Raw genomic sequence first — 16,808 nt, 5'->3', positions numbered from 1 at the left:
CCATGGACCACGCCCTCCCCTTCATCGTTGTGGAAGACCGCCAGAACACGGCCCTGCGCCTGTGCTGCGAATCCGCGGCCATGGCGCAGGAGCAGCTGGTCGTCCTGTCGGACACCGACGCCGGCCCGGCATACGAACGCTTCTGCCGGGCCTACGTGCACCTGTCGAGCAACACGCCGGCGTTCGAGAAGATCTGCTTCCGGCGCTACTTCCTGCTGGCCAACCACCTGGCGGCGCACCCCAACTGCCGCGCCTTCGTGCTGATCGACAGCGACGTGCTGCTGTTCAACGGCGTCGGCGCCCACATTGCGCGTCTGGTGGGCCACGCCGACTTCTCCGGCTCCAGCATCTTGCCCACCGACGGCTGGAACCCCTGCCAGATCTCGCCGCACGTGAGCTACTGGACGGCGGCCGGCCTGCAGGACTTCGTCGCCTGCCTCCTGCGCATGTACAGCACGCCCGCAGGCCTGCACCAGCTGCGCGAGATCGCCGAGCGCTTCGCGACCCGCAGCGTGCGCGGCGGGGTGTCCGACATGACGTTGCTGTACCTGTGGGCGCAGGCCAGCGGCAACACGGTGCCGATCAACCGGGTGTTCGACGGCCAAGTGATCGACCACAACGTCAACGGCGGCACCAACCACTTCGTGCGCGAGTTCCGCGTGCGCGGCGGCGCCAAGCGCCTGGCCTTCATCGACGGCCAGCCCTGCCTGCAGACGCCGGCGGGCGACACGGTGCGCGTGCTCGCGCTGCACTTCCAGGGCGCCGCCAAGCTGGCGATGCAGCCCGCGCTGCATCGCCGCGTGTACACGGTCGCGGCGCTGACCTGGGCACTGCAGATGGCGCGCCGGGCCAAGAACAACGCGCACCGGATCGCGTCGCGCGCGCGCCGCATGGCCGACACCCTGGGCGTCGCGCAGGCGCCAACGCCGAAGCACCCCGCGGACGGGAGCACGCCATGAAGCACGCCGCCGGCACCTCGTTCGCCCTGCCCGGCATCCGCCTGGCGCAGCGCCTGGGGCTGGGGGCCCTCGCGTCGCGGCTGTATGTGTACCTGTCGGGTTTCCTGGCGATCTTCCTGATCGCGGCGCAGGTGGCGCCCGCGCGCTTCGGCGAGTACTCCGTCTACCAGTCGGTGCTGGAAGTGGCGCTGGTCGTGGGCACGCTGGGCAGTTCGCTGCTGTTCTCGCGCTATGCCGCAAGCGTGCCGCCCCGCGTGACCCGCGGCGACCTGGTGCGCACGCTGGCGATCGGGCTGCCGCTGGCCGCGCTGCTCGCGGCCGGCGTCGTGGGGGCGCAGCGCCTGCCGGTGGCCGGCGCGCCCTTCATGCTGATCGTGCTGTCGCTCGCGGTCTTCGCCTTCAACAGCCTGCGCCTGTCGTACAGCCGGGGCCTGGGCCACGCGGGCCTGCTCAACCTGGAGTCGGGCGTGCGCGCGACCGTGCTGGTGCTGGGCGTGGCGACGCTCGCTGCGCTCGGCCTGGAGATCGGCGTGGCGCACCTGCTCGCCATCAATCTGCTGGCCTTGGTGCTCGTGGGCGCGGCCATCTTCCTGCCGGCGAACGGCGCGGCGCCACCGGCCGGACCGCCCGTGCTGGCGCTCGCGTCGCAGGCCAGCGCCACGGTGTATGCGCTGCTGACCTTCCTGCTGCGCAAGTCGGACCTGCTGCTCGTGGCGCTCTTCATGCCGCTGGGCTACGTGGGCGCGTTCAAGCTGGCCTTTCTTCTCGCGGAGGCGCCCTCGCAGTTCGTGCAGGCGTTTCTCGTCACGAAGACGCCGGCGATGCTGGACGCCAACGCGGCCAACCTGACGATCGAGAAGCTGCGGCTGGCGCGGCATTCGTTCCTGCTCGGCTGCGTGCTCTTCGTGGGGCTGGCGGGCCTGATGGCGGTGGCCGCGCCGCTGCTGAAGCTCGGCTCCGAGGCGCGCGACATCTTCGTGTGCATCGCGCCGTACTTCCTGCTGAGGACCTACACGGTCCATCACGAAACGATGCTCTCGCTGAACGCCACGATGGGCTCGCTCGGATGGTGGACGCTGCTGGAGTTCGCGCTGCGGCTGGCCTCGTATGGCGTCGTGATCGCGCTCTTTCCGGACAAGCCGCACTACGTCTTCTTCGTCGCCTTCGTCACCGACTTCGTGCTGTACGAGCTGCGCATGCGCGCGCTGTTCGGCTTCTTTCCGATCGTGCGCCTGCTGCGCCCGGCCCTGGGGAGGTCGCCGTGAAGATCCTGCTGTACTCGATGAACTTCGCGCCCGAGCTGGCCGGCATCGGCAAGTACTCCGGCGAGATGGCCGACTGGCTCCAGGCCCGGGGCCACGACGTGCGCGTGATCGCGGCGCCGCCCTTCTTCCCGCACTGGGCGGTGTTCGAGGGCCATTCGGCCTGGGCCTACCGCAAGACCACCGGGCGCAACGGCCTCACGGTCTGGCGCGCGCCCACCTGGGTGCCTTCGCAGCCGCGTGCGCTGGCGCGCGTGGCGCACCTGTGCTCGTTCATGCTGTCGAGCATGCCGCTGCTGCTGGCGCAGGCGCGCTGGAAGCCCGACCTTGTGTTCGTCGTGGAGCCGCCGCTTTTCTGCGCGCCCGCGGTGCTGTGCTTCGCGAAGCTGCTCGGCATCAGGTCGTGGCTGCACATCCAGGACTTCGAAGTCGATGCGGCGTTCGGCCTCGGCCTCATGCGCGGCGCGGGCGTGCGGCGCGTCGCGCTGTCGCTCGAGCGATGGCTGCTGGCAAGGTTCGACCGCGTCTCGACCATCTCGGCGGCCATGGTCGACAAGGCCAGGAGCAAGGGCATCGGCGAAGGCCGGCTGGTTCTCTTTCCGAACTGGGTGGACGTCTCGGCGATCCGCCCCGCTCCCCGCGCGGCCGATGGCTACAGAGCCGAGTTGGGCATTGCGCCCGATGCCGTGGTCGTGCTCTATGCGGGCAGCCTGGGCGCCAAGCAGGGCATCGAACTGCTGGCCGAGGCGGCGGGCCTGCTCGCCGACCGGCAGAACATTCACTTCGTCATCTGCGGCAACGGCCCGAGCCGCGCCTCGCTGATGTCGGCCTGCGCCGGCCTGGACCGCGTGCACTTTCTCGACCTGCAGCCCGCCGAACGGCTCAACGAATTGCTGGGCATGGCCGACATCCACGTGCTGCCGCAGCGTGCCGATGCCGCCGACCTCGTGATGCCCTCGAAGCTGGCCGGCATGTTCGCGAGCGGCAAGGCCGTGATCGCCACGGCGCACCCCGGCACCGAACTCGCCCGCGTGGTCGCGGACCGTGGCTTCGTGGTGCCCCCGGGCGATGCGGCCGTGCTGGCCGACGCGATCGCGCAGCTCGCATGCTCACCGGGCCTGCGCCAGGCGCTCGGTGCGGCGGGCCGCGCGTTCGCGCAGACGGAGCTCGACCAGGACGCCATCCTGTCGCGCTTCGAGCAGGCGCTGCTTCGCTGCGTGGCGGACCGAGGCACGGCCACACCAACCCCACTGCGCGAGTCCCAACCATGACCCACTCAAAGATTCTGGTGACGGGTGGCGCCGGCTTCGTCGGAAGCCACGCCTGCGTGGCGTTGATCGCGGCCGGCTACCTGCCGGTGGTGCTGGACACGCTGGTCAACAGCGACCCGCGCTCGCTGGAGCGCGTGGCACGCATCTGCGGCGTGCAGCCGCAGCTGGTGCGCGGCGACGTGCGCGACGCGGCAGTGCTCGACCGCGTGTTCGCCGAGCACGGGGTCGACGCGGTGCTGCATCTGGCCGGGCTGAAAGCGGTCAGCCGCTCGGTGAGCGACCCGCTCGGCTACTACGACGTCAACGTGGCGGGCAGCCTCGCGCTGGCGCGTGCCATGGAGCGCGCCGGCGTGCGCACGCTGATCTTCTCGTCCTCGGCCACGGTCTACGGCGACATCCCGCGCTCGCCGATACGGGAAAGCGCGTCGTACGCGGCCGTCAACCCCTACGGGCGCTCCAAGGTGATGGTGGAGCGCATGCTCGCGGACCTCGCCCGCTCCGATCCGCGCTGGGGCATCGCATGCCTGCGTTTCTTCAACCCCATCGGCGCGCACGAGAGCGGCCTGCTGGGCGAACACCCGCAGGGACCGCCCGACAACCTGGTGCCGTATGTCTCGCAGGTCGCGGTGGGCGAGCGCGGGCACGTCGTCGTGCACGGCAACGACTACGAGACGCACGACGGCACGGGTGTGCGCGACTACGTGCACGTGATGGACGTGGCCGAAGGCCATGTGGCGGCCCTGCGGTACGCGACGCTGCATCGGGGCTTGCTCACGGTGAACCTGGGCACGGGGCACGGCGCGTCGGTGCTCGACGTGATCGCGGCCTTCGAACGCGCATGCGGGCACCGCATCGCGGTGCACATCGGTCCGCGTCGTCCCGGCGACGCCCCGGCCTACTGGGCGGACGTGCAGCACGCCCAGGACCGGCTCGGCTGGCGCGCGCAGCGCAGCCTGGACCAGATGTGCGCCGACAGCTGGCGCTGGCAGCTGGCGAACCCGCGCGGCTTCGACGAACCGGTGCCGGGCTTCCCGGTCCGCGCCGCCGACGGCGCCGCACCGACCGCCGTCCCTCAATCACTTCAACCGGGGCAAGAACATGGCTGAAAACACGCTCACACCCTCTGGCGACCCCACCCCCGCCGTGATGGCGCCGCGCCGCCCGGGCCCGTCCGCCCCCGTGTGCGCGCCCGCCGCGAGGCTGTGGCCGGACTTCATGACGGGCCAGGAAAAATCGCCGGTGCGCGTGCTGCTCATCGACGACGACGAGTACATGCGCCGGGTGATCGCGCAGGAGTTGCTGTCGGACCTTCGCATCCAGCTCGAAGGCCAGGCCGACAGCATCCGCGAGGGGCGCAAGCTCTTGGCCACGCATGCGTTCGACGTGCTGATGGTCGACCTGCGGCTCAGCGACGGCATGGGCTTCGAGCTGATCGCCGAGGCGCGCCGTCACCATGGCAACGGCGAGATCATCGTGATCTCCGCGCTCGAGGACGATGCCCACGTGCTGCGCGCCTTCGAGCTGGGCGCCACGGGCTATCTGCTGAAGAACGCCTGGCTGCAGAGCTTTGCCGACGCGGTGCTGCACGTGGTGAACGGCGGCGCCGTCATCACGCCGCGGCTCGCGCGGCGCCTGCTGCACCGCCTGAACCACCAGCCCCGTGAGCCGCAGCCCGCCGACGACGCGTCGCCGCTGCGCGACACGACGCTGACACCGCGCGAGAGCCAGGTCCTTCGCCACGTGGCGTCGGGCTACGTCTCGGCGGAGATCGGCGCCAAGCTCGGCATCACGGGCCAGACGGTCAACGTGCACATCAAGAGCATCTACAAGAAGCTGCATGTGCATTCGCGCGCCCAGGCGGTGAACCTCGCCGTTCACACGGGCCTGATCTGAGCAGCACGCCCTCGAAGCAATCCGGTTCATCACCCACTGCACACACAAAGGCTGGTCACCATGAACACCCCCACCATTCATCCCGTGGTCCTGTGCGGCGGCAGCGGCACGCGGTTGTGGCCGCTGTCGCGCAAGGCCTTTCCCAAGCAGTTCGCACCGATCGTAGGCAACAAGAGCCTGCTGCACCTCACGCTCGAACGGCTCGCGACCCTGAACCGGACGATCACCTGCGTTGCGTCGGAAGAGCACCGCTTCCTGGTGCGCGAGGCGATCGAGAACGCGCACGCGCAGGGCCGCCAGATCCTCGAGCCCGTGCCCCGCAACACGGCCGCCGCCATGGCCGCGGCAGCGCTGCTGGCCGAGCCCGACGACCTGCTGCTCTTTGCGCCCGCGGACCACCACATTCCCGACGTGGCGCTGTTCGAGGCCACGATGCGCAGCGGCGTCGACGCAGCCCTGGCGGGCAAGATCGTCACCTTCGGCATCGCGCCCAGCTTTCCGAGCACGGCCTACGGGTACATCGAGGCGGCCGGGGCCACGGGCCATGGCCCCAGCCACGCGGTGGCGCGCTTCGTCGAGAAGCCGACGGCAGCGGTGGCACAAACGCTGATCCTGCAAGGCAACTACTGCTGGAACGCGGGCATCTTCCTGGTCCAGGCGCGCACGCTGGTCGCGGCACTGCGCACGCATGCGCCCGACATCCTCGCCACCTGCGAACGCGCGACCGCCGCGGTGTCGGTCGACGGCAGCTTCGTGCGGCTGGACCGCGAAACCTTCGAAGGCTGCCGCAGCGACAGCATCGATTACGCGGTGCTCGAAAAGCACGCCGACGTCGCGGTGGTGCGCTTCGAGGGCGCCTGGAGCGACGTGGGCAGCTGGAACGCCGTGGCCCAGCTGCACCCCGCCGACGAGGCGGGCAACCGCGTGAGCGGCGCGGGCAGCGTGCTGAACTCGCGCAACACCTTCGTGCATGCGCCGCACCGGCCCGTGGTGGCGCTCGGCACCGAGGACCTGATCATCGTGGACACGCCGGACGCGGTGCTGGTCGCGGGCGCGGACTGCGCCGAACAGGTGGCCGAGGTGGTGCGCATGCTGGCGCGCGAGGGCACGGTCGAGGCCACCGAGCATCGCCGCGTGGTGCGGCCCTGGGGCGCCTACGACAGCATCGACACCGGCGAGCGCTTCCAGGTGAAGCACCTGACCGTCAAGCCCGGCGGCAAGCTGTCGCTGCAGATGCACCACCACCGCGCCGAGCACTGGATCGTCGTCAAGGGCACGGCCAAGGCCACGCGCGGCGGTGAGGTCCTGCTGGTGCGCGAGAACGAGTCGATCTACCTGCCCTCGGGCACCATCCACCGGCTGGAGAACCCCGGCAAGACGATGCTGGAAGTGATCGAGGTGCAGACCGGCAGCTACCTCGGCGAAGACGACATCGTGCGCTTCGACGACACCTACGGCCGCTGCCCCGCGGCCGAGAAGCGCGAGGCGCTCGCGCTGCAAGCGGCCCTGCAGCCCGCGGCCGAACGCGGCGTCGATGCGCCGGCCTGACCCGTCCCTTCCCTTCCTCTCACCTCATTGAAGCCATGAAAAAACGTGCTGTCGTCACTGGCATTACCGGACAGGACGGGGCGTACCTGGCCGAGCTGCTGCTGGGCAAGGGCTACACCGTCTACGGAACCTTCCGCCGAACCAGTTCGGTGAACTTCTGGCGCATCGAGTCGCTCGGCATCCAGGACCATCCGGAGCTTCATCTGGTGGAGTACGACCTGACGGACCTGGGCAGTTCGATCACGCTCATTCGCGATGCGCAGCCCGACGAGGTCTACAACCTGGCGGCGCAGAGCTACGTGGGCGCGAGCTTCAACCAGCCCGAAACCACCACGAACATCAACGGACTGGGCACCCTCCACCTGCTCGACGCGATCCGCCTGACGGACCGCGGGATCCGGTACTACCAAGCCTCGACGTCGGAGATGTTCGGCAACGTCCAGGCCATTCCGCAGAAGGAAGACACGCCCTTCTATCCCCGCAGCCCGTACGGCGTCTCCAAGCTCTTCGCCCACTGGATGACGATGAACTACCGCGAGAGCTACGGGATCTTCGCTTGCTGCGGCATCCTCTTCAACCACGAGAGCCCGTTGCGCGGCCGCGAATTCGTGACGCGCAAGGTCACCGACGCGGCGGCCAAGATCAGGCTCGGCAAGCTCGATGTGCTCACGCTGGGCAACATGGACGCCAAGCGCGACTGGGGCTATGCGAAGGAATACGTCGATGGCATGTGGCGCATGCTGCAGGCCGACAAGCCGGACAACTACGTGCTCGCCACCAACCGCACGGAAACCGTGCGGGATTTCGTCGACATGGCGTTCAGGGCCGCGGGCTACGAGCTCCGCTTCGAAGGGACGGCGCAGGAAGAGGTCGCCATCGACCGCGAGAGCGGCAAGGTTCTGGTGAGGATCGACCCGAAGTTCTATCGCCCGGCGGAGGTGGAACTGCTCATCGGCGATGCGTCGCATGCCAGGAAGACGCTGGGCTGGGAGCCCCGGACGACGCTGGAGGAGCTGTGCGCGATGATGGTGGAGGCCGACCTGCGGCGCAACCGCGAAGGCCGCTCCTTCTGAGCGCGGCAGACCCGTCCCGAATGGCATCGGGATTTGTGCGGGACCCACAAAAACGGCACCCGAAGGTGCCGCCTGAAACGAAAACGGCACCTGATGGTGCCGTCTGTCGTAGGTCTGAAATGGTGGGCGGTGGAGGCTTCGAACCTCCGACCCCAGCAGTGTGAATGCTGTGCTCTACCCCTGAGCTAACCGCCCTGAGACACTGCTTTTGAGTTCAGTGTCTTGAACACGTATCGCGTTGTGCGAAGCCTCAGATTATGCCATAGCTTTTCAGCCGTTTTGGCGAAATAAAGTTTTTCCGCCGCTGGATTTGTCGAGTTGCGACAACACGGCCTCGTGCGCGGTGAGTTCGTGCTCTGCCGCCGCGATCACCGGCAGCTCGAACTGGCTCAGGTCGATGGCCACGACCGTCGTGCCCTGCGCGGGCTCGTTCGAGGCCACGTCGATCAGCAGGGCGTCCTGCCCGCGCGTGAGGTTGATGTAGACGTCGGCGAGCAGCTGCGCGTCGAGCTTGGCGCCGTGGAAGGTGCGGTTCGAGCGGTCGACACCGAAGCGGTCGCACAGCGCGTCGAGCGAATTGCGCTTGCCGGGATAGACCAGCTTGGCCATGGCCAGCGTGTCGGTCACTTCGCTCACGAAGGTCTTGAGCGGCGGCAGGCCGGCGCGCTCGAATTCCTTGTTGAGAAAGCCGACGTCGAAGGCCGCGTTGTGAATGATGAGCTCGGCGTCGCGCAGGTACTCGATGATGTCCTTGCCCAGCGTGGCGAACTTCGGCTTGTCGCGCAGGAAGTCGGTGGTCAGGCCGTGGACCTTGAGCGCGTCCTCGTGGCTCTCGCGCTCCGGGTTGAAGTAGATGTGCAGGTCGTTGCCGGTGAGCTTGCGCGCGAACAGCTCCACGCAGCCCAGCTCGATGATGCGGTCGCCGTTCTCCGCAGAGAGCCCGGTGGTTTCGGTATCGAGAACGATCTGGCGCGACATCAGTGGTTTTCCTTGGCGTGGTTGATCGAGTACTTGGGAATCTCGATCGTCACATTTTCCTGCGCCAGGATCGACTGGCAACTCAGGCGCGATTGCGGCTCCAGGCCCCAGGCGCGGTCGAGCAAATCTTCTTCGCCCTCTTCCGCTTCGTTCAGCGAGTCGAAGCCCGCGCGCACGATCACGTGGCAGGTGGTGCAGGCGCAGCTCATCTCGCAGGCGTGCTCGATGTTGATGTCGTTGTCGAGCAGCGCCTCGCAGATCGAGGTGCCGGCGGGCGCGGTGATCTCGGCGCCTTGCGGGCAGTACTCGGGATGCGGGTAGATCTTGATCGTGGGCATGAAATTGTTCTGTCTACAGGGATTCGACCTTGCGGCCCGCGAGCGCGCGTGCAATGCCCGCGTTCATGCGCTGGGCGGCGAAGGCTTCGGTGTCGTTGGCCAGCGCCTTCGTGGCGGCTTCGATCGCGGCAGCTTCGTTGCTGCTCTTGGCAACGTCGCGCAGCCGCGCCATCGAGGCGTCGATGGCGGCGCGCTCTTCGGCGCTCAGCAGGTCGCCGTCGGCATCGAGCGCGCTCTGCGTGGCCAGCAGCATGCGGTCGGCATCGACGCGCGACTCCACCAGCGCACGGGCCTGCATGTCCTGCTGGGCGGTGGAGAAGCTCTCCTGCAGCATGGTCGCGATCTGGTCGTCCGACAGGCCGTACGACGGCTTGACCGCCACGCTGGCCTCGACGCCGCTGCCCTGCTCCTTGGCGCTCACGCTCAGCAGGCCGTCGGCGTCAACAGTGAAGGTCACGCGGATGCGCGCCGCGCCGGCCGCCATCGGCGGGATGCCGCGCAGCGTGAAGCGCGCGAGGCTGCGGCAGTCGGACACGAGGTCGCGCTCGCCCTGCACCACATGCAGCGCCAACGCGGTCTGGCCGTCCTGGTAGGTCGTGAAGTCCTGCGCCATCGCGGTGGGGATGGTCTGGTTGCGCGGCACGATGCGCTCGACCAGGCCGCCCATGGTCTCGATGCCGAGCGACAGCGGGATCACGTCGAGCAGCAGCAGTTCGCCCGCGCCGTTGTTGCCGGCCAGCTGGTTGGCCTGGATGGCGGCGCCGAGCGCCACGACCTCATCGGGGTTCAGGTTGATCAGCGGCTCGCGCCCGAAATAGGCGGCCACCGCTCTGCGGATCTGCGGCATGCGCGTGGAGCCGCCGACGAGCACGATGCCCTGCAGCTCTTCAGGCTTGAGCTTGGCGTCGCGCAGTGCCTTGCGCACGGCCGCGAGGGTGCGGTCGGTGAGCGCCTGCGTGGCGGCGAAGAACTGCGCGCGCGTCAGCGTGAACTCGGCATTGCCGCCCGCCAGCGCGGCGCTGAAGAGGGTCGACTCGGCATCGGTCAGCGCTTCCTTGGCGGCGCGCGCGGCCACGAGCAGTGCGGCGCGGTCGTTGTCGCTGCCGGCCTGACGGCCGGTCTGCGCGAGCACGAAGTCGGCGATCGCGTGGTCGTAGTCGTCGCCGCCGAGGGCCGAGTCGCCACCCGTGGCGATCACTTCGAACACGCCTTGCGTGAGCCGCAGGATCGAGATGTCGAAGGTGCCGCCGCCCAGGTCATAGACCGCATAGACGCCTTCGCTCGCGTTGTCCAGGCCGTAGGCGATGGCTGCGGCGGTCGGCTCGCTGATGAGACGCAGCACGTTCAGGCCCGCGAGCTGCGCCGCGTCCTTGGTCGCCTGGCGCTGGCCTTCGTCGAAGTAGGCCGGCACGGTGATGACGGCGCCGTAGAGCTCGTCGTCGAAGGTGTCTTCGGCGCGGTAGCGCAGCGTGGCCAGGATCTCGGCGCTGATCTCGACGGGCGACTTCTCGCCGGCCGAGGTCTGCACCTTGACCATGCCGCCGTCGTCGCCGCCGATGCGGTACGACATGGCGTCGCGGTTCGCAATGTCGGCCAGGCCGCGGCCCATGAGCCGCTTGACCGAGGTGATGGTGTTGGCGGGGTCCTGCGCGCGCGCGGCCACGGCGTCGAAGCCGATCTGGCGGCGATCGCCGTCCAGGTAGCGCACGGCCGAGGGCAGCAGCACGCGGCCCTGGTCGTCGGGCAGGCATTCGGCCACGCCGTTGCGCACCGAGGCCACCAGCGAATGCGTGGTGCCCAAGTCGATGCCCACGGCGATGCGGCGCTGGTGCGGGTCAGGCGCCTGGCCGGGTTCGGAAATCTGAAGAAGAGCCATAAGGGCTTATTGTCCCAACTGATCGAGTTTTTTCTCGACGTCCTCGCCGAAGCGCTCAATGAACATGAGGGCTCTCACTTGCTGAACGGCACCGGGGTAGTCACCCTTCTCGTCGATCAGCCAGTCGAGTGACGAGAGTGCGCGGGCGCGCGTGGTTTCGACGTCCTCCTGCAGCACCTCGACGGCGGCGATGTCGCGGGCGTCGTCGAGCGCTTCGCGCCATTCCATCTGCTGCATCAGAAAGGCGCCGGGCATCGCCGTGTTGTTCTCGGCATTCAGCGGCGCGCCGTTGAGTTCGCAGATGTAGCTCGCGCGGCGGATCGGGTCTTTCAACCGCTGGTAGGCCTCGTTGATGCGCACCGACCACTGCATGGCCACGCGCTGCGCCGCGGCGCCCTGCGCGGCGAAGCGGTCCGGGTGCGCCTCGCGCTGCAGTTCCTTCCAGCGCGCGTCGAGCACGGCGCGGTCCTGCGCGAAGGTCGCCGGGACGGCGAACAGTTGGAAGTCGGTGTCGTTGAGGTTCATGGCAAGAAAAAACCGCCAGCACATGACATGGTGGCGGCTGTGGTCGCGGTCAGCGACGACGCATCAGATGCGAAAACTTTCGCCGCAGCCGCAGCGATCACGTTCGTTCGGGTTGATGAACTTGAAGCCCTCGTTCAGGCCTTCGCGCACGAAGTCGAGCTGCGTGCCGTCGATGTAGGCCAGGCTCTTCGGGTCGACCAGCACCTTCACGCCATGGTCTTCGAACACCACGTCTTCAGGCGTGAACTCGTCGACGTACTCGAGCTTGTAGGCCAGGCCCGAGCAGCCGGTGGTCTTCACGCCCAGCCGCACGCCCACGCCCTTGCCCCGTTTTCCGAGGTAGCGGGTGACGTGGCGCGCAGCGGCTTCGGTCAGCGTGACGGCCATCTCAGTGAACAGCAGCTTCGGCGGTCGACTCGGGGGTCTTGGCGCCGTGCTTGGCCTTGTAGTCGCTCACGGCCGCCTTGATGGCGTCTTCCGCGAGGATCGAGCAGTGGATCTTGACCGGCGGCAGCGCCAGTTCTTCGGCAATTTGCGCGTTCTTGAGGGCCGCCGCTTCGTCGAGCGTCTTGCCCTTGACCCATTCGGTCACGAGCGACGAGGAAGCGATGGCCGAGCCGCAGCCGTAGGTCTTGAAGCGCGCGTCTTCGATCACGCCGGTTTCGGGGTTGACCTTGATCTGCAGCTTCATCACGTCGCCGCAAGCCGGGGCGCCGACCATGCCGGTGCCTACCGAGTCGTCGCCCTTTTCGAAGGAACCGACGTTGCGGGGATTTTCGTAGTGGTCGATGACCTTGGAAGAATATGCCATGGTGTACCTCTCAAACTTTGTTCAATCGTGGAGCCTTGGGCTGGCCTGGGTCAGTGGGCCGACCACTGGATCGTGCTGATGTCGACGCCGTCCTGGAACATCTCCCACAGGGGGCTCAGCTCGCGCAGCTTGGCGACGTTGTGCTTGATGGTCGAGATGGCGTAGTCGATTTCTTCTTCGGTCGTGAAACGGCCGATGGTCATGCGCAGGCTGCTGTGGGCCAGCTCGTCGCTGCGGCCCAGGGCGCGCAGCACATAGCTGGGCTCCAGGCTGGCCGAGGTGCAGGCCGAACCCGACGACACCGCCAGGCCCTTGATGCCCATGATCAGCGACTCGCCTTCGACGTAGTTGAAGCTCATGTTCAGGTTGTGCGGCACGCGGCGCTCGAGGTCGCCGTTGATGAAGACCTGTTCGACATCCTTCAGGCCGTCGAGCAGGCGCTTCTGCAGGCGCGCCGCATGGGCGATGTCGTCCTTCATCTCGAGCTTGGCGATGCGGTAGGCCTCGCCCATGCCGACGATCTGGTGCGTGGGCAGCGTGCCCGAGCGCATGCCGCGCTCATGGCCACCGCCGTGCATCTGCGCTTCGAGGCGGATGCGCGGCTTGCGGCGCACGTACAGCGCGCCGATGCCCTTGGGGCCATAGGTCTTGTGCGAAGCCAGGCTCATCAGGTCGATGGGCAGCTTCGTGATGTCGATGTCGATCTTGCCGGTGGCCTGGGCCGAGTCGACGTGGAAGATCACGCCCTTTTCGCGGCAGGCGTTGCCCAGCGCGACCACGTCCTGGATCACGCCGATTTCGTTGTTCACGAACAGCACGCTGGCCAGGATGGTGTCGGGGCGGATGGCCGCCTTGAACTTCTCGAGATCGACGAGGCCGTTTTCCTCGACGTCGAGGTAGGTCACTTCGAAGCCCTGGCGCTCGAGTTCGCGCATGGTGTCGAGCACAGCCTTGTGCTCGGTCTTCAGGGTGATCAGGTGCTTGCCCTTGCCCTTGTAGAAGTGGGCCGCGCCCTTGAGCGCCAAGTTGATCGACTCGGTGGCGCCCGACGACCAGACGATCTCACGCGGGTCGGCGTTGATCAGGTCGGCCACCTGGCCGCGCGCCTTCTCGACCGCTTCTTCGGCTTCCCAGCCCCAGGCGTGGCTGCGCGATGCCGGGTTGCCGAAGTGTTCGCGCAACCAGGGAATCATGGCGTCGACCACACGCGGGTCGACCGGCGTGGTGGCGCCGTAATCGAGATAGATCGGAAAATGAGGAGTGACGTCCATGGCTGGCTCGGGCTGGCGTGGGGGGTTGTGTTCTGGGATCAGGGCAAACTCAGGGCGATGCCCGCAGGCATCGCCGGACTCATCGGGGTCAGGACTTCGCGAAGACGTTGCCGAGGGCGAAGACCGAATTCGGTGCGTTCACGCGGATGGGCTTGACCACCGGCTGGGCCGAGATGGCGCGCTTGACGACCGGCTTGTTCTCGATCTGCACGCCCTTGGCGATCTGGTCGTCGACCAGCTTCTGCAGCGTGACGGAGTCGAGGAACTCGACCATGCGCTGGTTCAGCGAGGCCCAGAGCTCGTGCGTCATGCAGCGACCCTGCTCACCGAGGCAGTTTTCCTTGCCGCCGCACTGCGTGGCATCGATCGGCTCGTCGACGGACACGATGATGTCGGCGACCGTGATGTCCGCCGCCTTGCGTCCGAGGCTGTAGCCGCCGCCGGGGCCGCGGGTCGACTCGACCAGCTCGTGGCGGCGCAGTTTGCCGAACAGCTGTTCGAGGTACGACAACGAAATCTGCTGCCGCTGGCTGATCGCAGCCAGCGTGACCGGACCGGTGTTCTGACGCAACGCCAGATCGATCATTGCTGTGACCGCAAAACGGCCTTTGGTAGTGAGACGCATCGCAAGCTCCTTCAAGTGCTTACCGTTGAAATGACACCACAGCCTTGGGCCGCGGTGACTTCGTCTCCGCCCTGCCCGACCCCGACGCTGGTGAACCAGCCGGTAGGAGTCGGTCCTTCATCGCGAAGTTCTTTGTTGTTGAGTATTTCGGTCAAGTATAGCAGAAGCCCCTGATATCTGCTCGGGTAAACCCCAGCGCGGTTCGCTTGAACAAAGCGAACTTATGGCCTAGCTGGAATCAGGACGCCAAACCGGCGATGTTGTCGCCGCCCGACGCCCCGAACGCCTGCTCGCGCAGCAGCGCCAGCTGGTCGCGCACCCGGGCCGCCTTTTCGAACTCGAGGTTGCGGGCGTGCTCCAGCATCTGCTTTTCGAGCCGCTTGATTTCCCGGGCGATGTCCTTCTCGCTCATGTCCTCGACCTTGGCGCGTTCCAGGTCGAGCTTGGCCATTTCCTTGCCGGTCTTCTCGCTGTAGACGCCGTCGATCAGGTCGCGCACCTGCTTCACGATGCTGCGCGGCGTGATGCCGTTCGCCTCGTTGTGGGCGATCTGCCGGTTGCGGCGGCGCTCGGTCTCGCCCATGGCCTTCTTCATCGACTCGGTCATCCGGTCGGCATAAAGAATGGCCTTGCCGTTCAGGTTGCGCGCCGCGCGGCCGATGGTCTGGATCAGCGAACGCTCCGCGCGCAGGAAGCCTTCCTTGTCGGCATCGAGGATCGCCACCAGCGACACCTCGGGAATGTCCAGCCCCTCGCGCAACAGGTTGATGCCCACCAGCACGTCGAAGGTGCCCAGGCGCAGGTCGCGCAGGATCTCGACCCGCTCGACCGTGTCGACGTCGCTGTGCAGGTAGCGCACCTTCACGCCGTTGTCGCCCAGGTAGTCGGTGAGCTGCTCGGCCATGCGCTTGGTCAGCGTGGTGATCAGCACGCGCTCGTTCTTGTCGACGCGGATGCGGATCTCACCCAGCACGTCGTCGACCTGGTGCGTGGCGGGACGCACCTCGACCTCGGGGTCGATCAGCCCGGTCGGCCGCACCAGCTGCTCGACGACGTTGCCGGCGTGGTCCTTTTCGTACTGCGCCGGCGTGGCCGACACGAAGATGCACTGGCGCACCCGCTTTTCGAACTCCTCGAGCTTGAGCGGCCGGTTGTCCAGCGCGCTGGGCAAGCGAAAGCCGTACTCGACCAGCGTGACCTTGCGCGCCCGGTCGCCGTTGTACATGGCACTGAGCTGCCCCATCATCTGATGGCTCTCGTCGAGGAACATCAGCGAGTCCTTCGGCATGTAGTCGGTGAGCGTGGCCGGCGGGTCGCCGGGCTCCGCGCCCGAAAGGTGCCGCGTGTAGTTCTCGATGCCCTTGCAGTGGCCGATCTCGGCCAGCATTTCCAGGTCGAAGCGCGTGCGCTGCTCCAGCCGCTGCGCCTCGACCAGCTTGCCCGAGCCGGTCAGCTCCTTGAGCCGGCCGGCCAGCTCGATCTTGATGGTTTCGACCGCCGCCAGCACCTTGTCGCGCGGCGTCACGTAGTGGCTCGACGGGTACACCGTGAAGCGCGGCACCTTCTGGCGGATGCGTCCGGTGAGCGGGTCGAACAGCTGCAGCGACTCGATCTCGTCGTCGAACAGCTCGAAGCGGATCGCCAGCTCGCTGTGCTCGGCCGGGAACACGTCGATGGTGTCGCCGCGCACGCGGAACGTGCCGCGCGCAAAGTCCTGCTCGTTGCGCGTGTACTGCATGCGGATGAGCCGCGAGATCAGGTCGCGCTGGCCGACCTTGTCGCCCACGCGGGCAATCAGCCGCATCTCCATGTAGTCCTCGGGCGTGCCGATGCCGTAGATGGCGCTCACCGTGGCCACGATGACCGTGTCGCGCCGCTCCAGCACGCTCTTGGTGGCCGACAGCCGCATCTGCTCGATGTGCTCGTTGATCGAGGAGTCCTTCTCGATGAACAGGTCGCGCTGCGGCACGTAGGCCTCGGGCTGGTAGTAGTCGTAGTAGCTCACGAAGTACTCGACGGCGTTCTTCGGGAAGAACTCGCGGAATTCGCTGTACAGCTGCGCCGCCAGTGTCTTGTTGGGCGCGAACACGATGGCCGGGCGCCCCAGCCGGGCGATCACGTTGGCCATGGTGAAGGTCTTGCCCGAACCGGTCACGCCCAGCAGGGTCTGGAACACCTCGCCGTCGAGCACCCCGGCCACCAGGCCGTCGATGGCCGCGGGCTGGTCGCCCGCCGGCGGATAGGGCTGGAACAGCTCGAACGGCGAATCCGGGTAGCGGATGAATTCGCCCTGCTTCGCCGGCCCGATGGGGTCGAGTTTCTTCAGGTCTGCTATGGCTTCGGTGTTCTCTGGCATGGCTGTTCCCGACAGGTGGCGT

At 67.4% G+C, this 16,808-nt stretch carries 16 protein-coding genes and 1 tRNA gene; 7 read left to right on the top strand and 10 right to left on the bottom strand.

Annotation, left to right across the window (positions count from 1 at the left end):
• Window positions 1-2: 2 nt before the first annotated feature.
• Genes VBO01S_RS09200 through gmd form a run of 7 tightly spaced genes read left to right on the top strand, consistent with a single transcriptional unit; the run spans window position 3 to window position 8,006 of the window.
• Window positions 3-959, top strand: a complete 957-nt coding sequence (locus tag VBO01S_RS09200) for a hypothetical protein (RefSeq protein WP_062473247.1) — start codon at window positions 3-5, stop codon at window positions 957-959.
• A complete protein-coding gene (locus VBO01S_RS09195) occupies window positions 956-2,224 on the top strand; it encodes a polysaccharide biosynthesis protein (RefSeq protein ID WP_062473245.1) in 1,269 nt (422 codons plus the stop codon). The genes VBO01S_RS09200 and VBO01S_RS09195 overlap by 4 nt, the downstream gene beginning before the upstream one ends.
• On the top strand, window positions 2,221-3,492 hold the full coding sequence (locus tag VBO01S_RS09190) for a glycosyltransferase WbuB (RefSeq protein ID WP_062473243.1): 1,272 nt from the start codon (window positions 2,221-2,223) through the stop codon (window positions 3,490-3,492). The genes VBO01S_RS09195 and VBO01S_RS09190 overlap by 4 nt, the downstream gene beginning before the upstream one ends.
• Window positions 3,489-4,598, top strand: a complete 1,110-nt coding sequence (gene galE, locus VBO01S_RS09185; RefSeq protein ID WP_082818049.1) for a UDP-glucose 4-epimerase GalE — start codon at window positions 3,489-3,491, stop codon at window positions 4,596-4,598. The genes VBO01S_RS09190 and galE overlap by 4 nt, the downstream gene beginning before the upstream one ends.
• 40 nt (window positions 4,599-4,638) lie before the next feature.
• A complete protein-coding gene (locus VBO01S_RS09180; RefSeq protein WP_062473275.1) occupies window positions 4,639-5,385 on the top strand; it encodes a LuxR C-terminal-related transcriptional regulator in 747 nt (248 codons plus the stop codon).
• 60 nt (window positions 5,386-5,445) lie between these two features.
• Entirely contained in the window at window positions 5,446-6,933 is a 1,488-nt protein-coding gene (locus VBO01S_RS09175; RefSeq protein WP_062473240.1) for a mannose-1-phosphate guanylyltransferase/mannose-6-phosphate isomerase, read from the top strand.
• A gap of 35 nt (window positions 6,934-6,968) precedes the next feature.
• The gene (gmd, locus tag VBO01S_RS09170) at window positions 6,969-8,006 is read left to right on the top strand and encodes a GDP-mannose 4,6-dehydratase (RefSeq protein WP_062473238.1); all 1,038 of its coding nucleotides are present in this window, start codon (window positions 6,969-6,971) and stop codon (window positions 8,004-8,006) included.
• A 120-nt stretch (window positions 8,007-8,126) separates the two neighbouring features.
• Here the strand turns inward: gmd and VBO01S_RS09165 are convergent.
• The 10 genes from VBO01S_RS09165 to uvrB all read right to left on the bottom strand — a co-directional run bounded on the left by VBO01S_RS09165 (window position 8,127) and on the right by uvrB (window position 16,786).
• Window positions 8,127-8,201, bottom strand: a tRNA-Val gene (locus VBO01S_RS09165).
• Between the two features lie 75 nt (window positions 8,202-8,276).
• Complete coding sequence (gene dnaQ, locus VBO01S_RS09160) at window positions 8,277-8,984, bottom strand: DNA polymerase III subunit epsilon (RefSeq protein WP_062473236.1); 708 nt, start codon at window positions 8,982-8,984, stop codon at window positions 8,277-8,279.
• Window positions 8,984-9,322 (bottom strand): ISC system 2Fe-2S type ferredoxin, encoded by a 339-nt coding sequence (gene fdx / locus VBO01S_RS09155; protein ID WP_062473234.1) that lies wholly within the window; start codon window positions 9,320-9,322, stop codon window positions 8,984-8,986. The genes dnaQ and fdx overlap by 1 nt, the downstream gene beginning before the upstream one ends.
• 13 nt (window positions 9,323-9,335) lie before the next feature.
• The gene (hscA, locus tag VBO01S_RS09150) at window positions 9,336-11,198 is read right to left on the bottom strand and encodes a Fe-S protein assembly chaperone HscA (protein ID WP_062473233.1); all 1,863 of its coding nucleotides are present in this window, start codon (window positions 11,196-11,198) and stop codon (window positions 9,336-9,338) included.
• Window positions 11,199-11,204: 6 nt separating this feature from the next.
• Window positions 11,205-11,723 carry a Fe-S protein assembly co-chaperone HscB gene (hscB, locus tag VBO01S_RS09145; RefSeq protein ID WP_062473232.1) on the bottom strand — a complete coding sequence of 173 codons (519 nt, stop codon included), beginning with the start codon at window positions 11,721-11,723 and terminating at the stop codon, window positions 11,205-11,207.
• Window positions 11,724-11,786: 63 nt separating this feature from the next.
• Window positions 11,787-12,110 (bottom strand): iron-sulfur cluster assembly protein IscA, encoded by a 324-nt coding sequence (gene iscA, locus VBO01S_RS09140; RefSeq protein ID WP_007828190.1) that lies wholly within the window; start codon window positions 12,108-12,110, stop codon window positions 11,787-11,789.
• A 1-nt stretch (window position 12,111) separates the two neighbouring features.
• Window positions 12,112-12,534 (bottom strand): Fe-S cluster assembly scaffold IscU, encoded by a 423-nt coding sequence (gene iscU, locus VBO01S_RS09135; protein ID WP_062473231.1) that lies wholly within the window; start codon window positions 12,532-12,534, stop codon window positions 12,112-12,114.
• Between the two features lie 50 nt (window positions 12,535-12,584).
• Window positions 12,585-13,805 carry an IscS subfamily cysteine desulfurase gene (locus tag VBO01S_RS09130; protein WP_062473230.1) on the bottom strand — a complete coding sequence of 407 codons (1,221 nt, stop codon included), beginning with the start codon at window positions 13,803-13,805 and terminating at the stop codon, window positions 12,585-12,587.
• Between the two features lie 88 nt (window positions 13,806-13,893).
• Complete coding sequence (iscR, locus tag VBO01S_RS09125) at window positions 13,894-14,430, bottom strand: Fe-S cluster assembly transcriptional regulator IscR (RefSeq protein ID WP_056580055.1); 537 nt, start codon at window positions 14,428-14,430, stop codon at window positions 13,894-13,896.
• A 238-nt stretch (window positions 14,431-14,668) separates the two neighbouring features.
• Complete coding sequence (gene uvrB / locus VBO01S_RS09120) at window positions 14,669-16,786, bottom strand: excinuclease ABC subunit UvrB (RefSeq protein WP_062473228.1); 2,118 nt, start codon at window positions 16,784-16,786, stop codon at window positions 14,669-14,671.
• Window positions 16,787-16,808: the final 22 nt, after the last annotated feature.

This window comes from Variovorax boronicumulans NBRC 103145 (genome assembly GCF_001591345.1).
GTDB lineage: Bacteria > Pseudomonadota > Gammaproteobacteria > Burkholderiales > Burkholderiaceae_C > Variovorax > Variovorax boronicumulans.
The sequence above is the reverse complement of the archived record's forward strand: the minus strand, read 5'-3'. Positions and strand labels throughout refer to the sequence as shown.

Coding starts and splice junctions, on each gene's coding strand:
- VBO01S_RS09200 (WP_062473247.1), top strand. CDS start 3: ATGGACCACGCCCTCCCCTTCATCGTTGTGGAAGACCGCCAGAACACG.
- VBO01S_RS09195 (WP_062473245.1), top strand. CDS start 956: ATGAAGCACGCCGCCGGCACCTCGTTCGCCCTGCCCGGCATCCGCCTG.
- galE (WP_082818049.1), top strand. CDS start 3,489: ATGACCCACTCAAAGATTCTGGTGACGGGTGGCGCCGGCTTCGTCGGA.
- VBO01S_RS09180 (WP_062473275.1), top strand. CDS start 4,639: ATGGCGCCGCGCCGCCCGGGCCCGTCCGCCCCCGTGTGCGCGCCCGCC.
- VBO01S_RS09175 (WP_062473240.1), top strand. CDS start 5,446: ATGAACACCCCCACCATTCATCCCGTGGTCCTGTGCGGCGGCAGCGGC.
- gmd (WP_062473238.1), top strand. CDS start 6,969: ATGAAAAAACGTGCTGTCGTCACTGGCATTACCGGACAGGACGGGGCG.
- dnaQ (WP_062473236.1), bottom strand. CDS start 8,984: ATGTCGCGCCAGATCGTTCTCGATACCGAAACCACCGGGCTCTCTGCG.
- fdx (WP_062473234.1), bottom strand. CDS start 9,322: ATGCCCACGATCAAGATCTACCCGCATCCCGAGTACTGCCCGCAAGGC.
- hscA (WP_062473233.1), bottom strand. CDS start 11,198: ATGGCTCTTCTTCAGATTTCCGAACCCGGCCAGGCGCCTGACCCGCAC.
- hscB (WP_062473232.1), bottom strand. CDS start 11,723: ATGAACCTCAACGACACCGACTTCCAACTGTTCGCCGTCCCGGCGACC.
- iscA (WP_007828190.1), bottom strand. CDS start 12,110: ATGGCCGTCACGCTGACCGAAGCCGCTGCGCGCCACGTCACCCGCTAC.
- iscU (WP_062473231.1), bottom strand. CDS start 12,534: ATGGCATATTCTTCCAAGGTCATCGACCACTACGAAAATCCCCGCAAC.
- VBO01S_RS09130 (WP_062473230.1), bottom strand. CDS start 13,805: ATGGACGTCACTCCTCATTTTCCGATCTATCTCGATTACGGCGCCACC.
- iscR (WP_056580055.1), bottom strand. CDS start 14,430: ATGCGTCTCACTACCAAAGGCCGTTTTGCGGTCACAGCAATGATCGAT.
- uvrB (WP_062473228.1), bottom strand. CDS start 16,786: ATGCCAGAGAACACCGAAGCCATAGCAGACCTGAAGAAACTCGACCCC.